At 67.9% G+C, this 3,686-nt stretch carries 4 protein-coding genes and 1 pseudogene; 4 read left to right on the top strand and 1 reads right to left on the bottom strand.

What is annotated here, in order from left to right; translation table 11 throughout:
* Positions 1 to 309, bottom strand: a 309-nt coding sequence (locus VML93_RS31090; RefSeq protein ID WP_325616503.1) for a hypothetical protein, incomplete at its 3' end; no start/stop codon positions are given.
* Here VML93_RS31090 and VML93_RS31085 point away from each other — a divergent pair.
* From VML93_RS31085 to VML93_RS31070, 4 genes and pseudogenes are all read left to right on the top strand, one after another.
* Entirely contained in the window at positions 302 to 961 is a 660-nt protein-coding gene (locus VML93_RS31085; protein WP_325616501.1) for a helix-turn-helix domain-containing protein, read from the top strand. The two genes, VML93_RS31090 and VML93_RS31085, sit on opposite strands and share 8 nt — an antisense overlap.
* A 51-nt stretch (positions 962 to 1,012) precedes the next feature.
* Positions 1,013 to 1,726: pseudogene (locus tag VML93_RS31080) on the top strand (helix-turn-helix domain-containing protein); the annotation flags it as partial.
* 85 nt (positions 1,727 to 1,811) lie between these two features.
* On the top strand, positions 1,812 to 3,029 hold the full coding sequence (locus tag VML93_RS31075; protein WP_325616500.1) for a tyrosine-type recombinase/integrase: 1,218 nt from the start codon (positions 1,812 to 1,814) through the stop codon (positions 3,027 to 3,029).
* The coding region (locus VML93_RS31070; RefSeq protein ID WP_325616498.1) for a tyrosine-type recombinase/integrase at positions 3,026 to 3,686 on the top strand (661 nt) is incomplete at its 3' end. The genes VML93_RS31075 and VML93_RS31070, both read left to right, overlap by 4 nt.

Genomic DNA, 3,686 nt, shown 5'->3' with positions numbered 1-3,686 from the left:
GAAGTATGAATAATCTCGCGACTCCAACACCTGCATGAGCAAACCCGTGTGTTCAAGAACTTGCATCGCCTCAGCGACCGCACCGAAATCGGGATCCTCGAAGTGTTGGCCGTCTCTGGGGATGACGAGGCCGGGGTGCTGATTCGTCGTTGAGGGTGCCGATGGGGTGGTCGGTGTTGAGCGTGGGTTGATCTTGGTGGTCTGCACCGTCAGGGTGTCGAGGAACTGATGGGTGCACGGCGCCACCGCTGAATTCTTGGCAGATATCTCGGCGGCGCCGTGCGTAGTGCGGAAGGCACTGATGGTCACGGTAGAGGTCGATCTTGCGTGCGTCGAGTCTCGTTTGGTGGCGGGCGAGTTGTTGTGTCCGTCGTGCCCGAGCGGGGTGCTGGCCGGCTGGGGCTATGCCCGTGTGCGACGGGTGGTCGGGATGGTTGATCCGGTGCGGCCTCGCCGGTCGCGGTGCCGCTCGTGTGCGGTGACCCATGTGTTGTTGCCGGTGAGGTTGCTGCTGCGCAGGGCCTATGCCGCTGATCTGATCTGGGCGGCGGTGAGGGCCAAGGCCACGGGGGCTGGGCACCGCGCGATCGGGGTGCGGCTTGGCGTGCCAGCGTGCACGGCGCGCGGGTGGCTACGGGTCATCGCGGCCCGTGCCGAGGCGGTGCGGCAGTGGTTCGTGGCGATCGGGGTCAGTGCGGGGGTGGATGTGTCGATCCCGAAGGCGACCGGGTCGGGGTGCGGGGATGTGATCGCCGCGATCAGCACGGCGGCCGAGGCGATCACGGCACGGTTCGGGCAGCCGCTGGTGCCCGGTGTGTTGACGGCGGCTGCGGTCGCTGTGGCCGGCAGTGGCGGCCGGTTGCTCGCGCCGGGGTGGCCACCGGCGCCGGTGGCGGCTGGGGTGCAACACGAACTGACCCTGACATCAACGGCGAGGATCGTTCATCGTCGCCGGGGATGACTGCCCGGCAACCGGTTTGGGTGGCATCACCGATGACAAGGGAGATGTTCGTTGGCTACCGAAGAGGCGAAGCGACGTGAACGCGGTCAGGCGATCGGGTTGTTCCGGTATCAGTTGATTTGCCCGGCGTTGGATCCGGGGTTGTCGACCAAGGCGCGTGGGAGGTTGGTCCGTGAGATCGCCGCCCGGGAGCACACCGATCCGTTCGGCGCCCGGGTGCGGTATTCACGTGACACCCTGGACCGCTGGATCCGCCGTTACCGGGCTGGCGGGTTCGATGAGCTGATTCCCTCACCGCGCTCGGTGGCGCCGCGCACCGATACCGCGACCCTAGAATTGGCGGCAGCACTCAAGCGGGAGAACCCGGCGCGCACCGCCGCCCAAGTCCAACGGATTCTGCGGGCCAGCGCAGGGTGGGCGCCCTCGGAATCGACACTGCTGCGTCACTTTCACCGCTGCGAGCTGGTCGGCCCGGCCGCCGGCGATCGCCCGGCGGTGTTCGGCCGGTTCGAAGCCGAGAACCCCAATGACCGCTGGACCGGGGATGGCCTGCACGGCCCCCGCATTGGTGGCCGCAAAACCTTCCTGTTCGCGTTCCTTGATGACCACTCGCGGCTGCTGTGCGGGTATCGGTTCGGGTTGGCTGAGGACACCGTCCGGTTGGGGGCCGCACTTGAGCCCGCACTGGCCGCCCGCGGCGTCCCAGCCTCGATCTATGTCGATTATGCCGACCTCACGACTATGCCGATGTTTCTGGGTAGCTGCTGGTCAGCGACGTGAGCGGGGTTGAACTGTCGGCATAATCAGGACCCATATCTCCTTTGACGGGTTCCCGACGAAGGAGGAAGTGATGGGCAAGCCGGTCAGCAAGGTCGCCGATGTGCGGTTCGAGGGTCCGCTCGCACCGTTCGCGGATGGATTTCTGGATAATTTGCGGCAGTTGGGATATACGCCGTTGTCGGCTGTGCACCAGTTGCGGTTGTTGGCGCATCTGAGTCGATGGCTGGATGAACGCGGGTGGTCGGGCGGTGATCTGACCGAAGGATGTGTTGCCGAGTACCTGGCCTCACGCCGCGCGACCGGTTACACGCTTCACCGCGGCCGGCGTGCGATGCTGCCGCTGCTCGACTTCCTTGCCGCGCAACATGTCACTCCGATCGCGCCGCAACGCCCGCCGTCGAGTGGGGTCGAGGCGCTGCTGGATGGGTTCGAGCGTTACCTGGTGTCGGAGCGGGTGTTGGCGCGGTCCACGGTCACGGCGTACGTGGCTCGGGGGCGGCGGTTCCTCGTCGACTACACCATCGACGGCGAGGTGAGCGCGCTGAGGACCGCTGATGTGACCCGCGCGATCACCGCTGAGGCCGGGCGGGTGTCGGTGGGTGGGGTGCAGTATTACGTGGCCGCGGTGCGAGCATTGCTGCGGTATTGCCATCTGCAGGGTCTCGTCGATGCGGACCTGTCGGCGGCGGCCTTGGCCGCGACCGGTCGCCGGATGTCGCTGCTGCCGAGAGGAATCGGCGACCACGACGCGCAAGCGCTGATGCGCGCGTGCGATCGGCGCCGCCCGATCGGCCGCCGCGATTACGCGGTGCTGCTGGTGCTGTTGCGGCTGGGACTGCGCGCCGGTGAGGTCGCCCGGTTGGGGCTCGACGACATCGACTGGCGGGCAGGTGTACTGGTCGTCCACGGCAAGGGCGGCCGGGTGGATCGGATGCCGCTGCCGGCCGACGTCGGGGCGGCGGTTACCGGCTACCTGCAACGCGGGCGACCACCCACCGAACTGCGGGAGGTCTTCGTCACCGCTATCGCCCCGATCCATCGGCTCACCCGTGAAGCCGTGGGTGGCATCGTGCGCCGCGCGTGTGTGCGCGCTGGGGTGAGTCCGGTTGGGCCGCACCGGCTTCGGCACACGACTGCGGTGCGGATGGTGCGTGCGGGGGTTCCGCTGCCGCACATCGGTCAGGCGCTGCGCCATCAGGGCCTGACCACCACCGCGGTTTACAGCCGCATCGACCTCGCCGCGCTGCGGATGCTGGCGCGGCCCTGGCCGATCGGAGATCAACGATGACCGCCGAGTTGCGCGCCCATCTCGACGACTACTTGCGGCTGCGGCGGGGGCTGGGATTCACCCTGGCCCGTGACGGCCTGGTGTTGGCCCAGTTCCTTCACTACCTGCGGCAGCAGGGATCGACATCGATCACGATCGAGGCGGCGATCGCGTTCGCGCTGCTGCCGCGCAATGTTGACTCGGTCAACTGGTCGCACCGGCTCGGCGCGATCCGCGGATTCGCCCGCTATCTGGCCACGATCGATCCGGCAACCGAAATTCCACCCACCGGGGTGTTCCCCGGACAGGGCAGACGGCCCGCACCCTACGTTTACACCGATGCAGAGATACAACGGATCCTGCACGCCGCCAACGACCTTCGCCCCGCGATGCACGCCGCGACCATACACACCCTACTGGGGCTGCTGGCAGTTACCGGCCTTCGGATCGGGGAAGCACTGCCGCTGCGCCGCACCGACGTGGACCTGCGGGCGGGCGTGCTGACCGTCGCCGGCCGCAAGGCCGGCCACCCCCGCCTAGTACCGCTGCACCCGAGCACCACCGAACAGCTGCGCCGCTACGCCCGCCACCGGGACCGCCGGGAACCGTCGCCGCGACGGTCGGAGACGTTCTTCGTGTCCACCACCGGCACCGCGTTGCGGTACTCGTCGGTTCGTG

The organism is Mycobacterium sp., assembly GCF_035499775.1.
GTDB lineage: Bacteria > Actinomycetota > Actinomycetes > Mycobacteriales > Mycobacteriaceae > Mycobacterium.
Note: the sequence above shows the minus strand (reverse complement) of the source record. Positions and strands in the feature narration are given on the sequence as shown.

Coding starts and splice junctions, on each gene's coding strand:
- VML93_RS31085 (WP_325616501.1), top strand. CDS start 302: ATGGTCACGGTAGAGGTCGATCTTGCGTGCGTCGAGTCTCGTTTGGTG.
- VML93_RS31075 (WP_325616500.1), top strand. CDS start 1,812: ATGGGCAAGCCGGTCAGCAAGGTCGCCGATGTGCGGTTCGAGGGTCCG.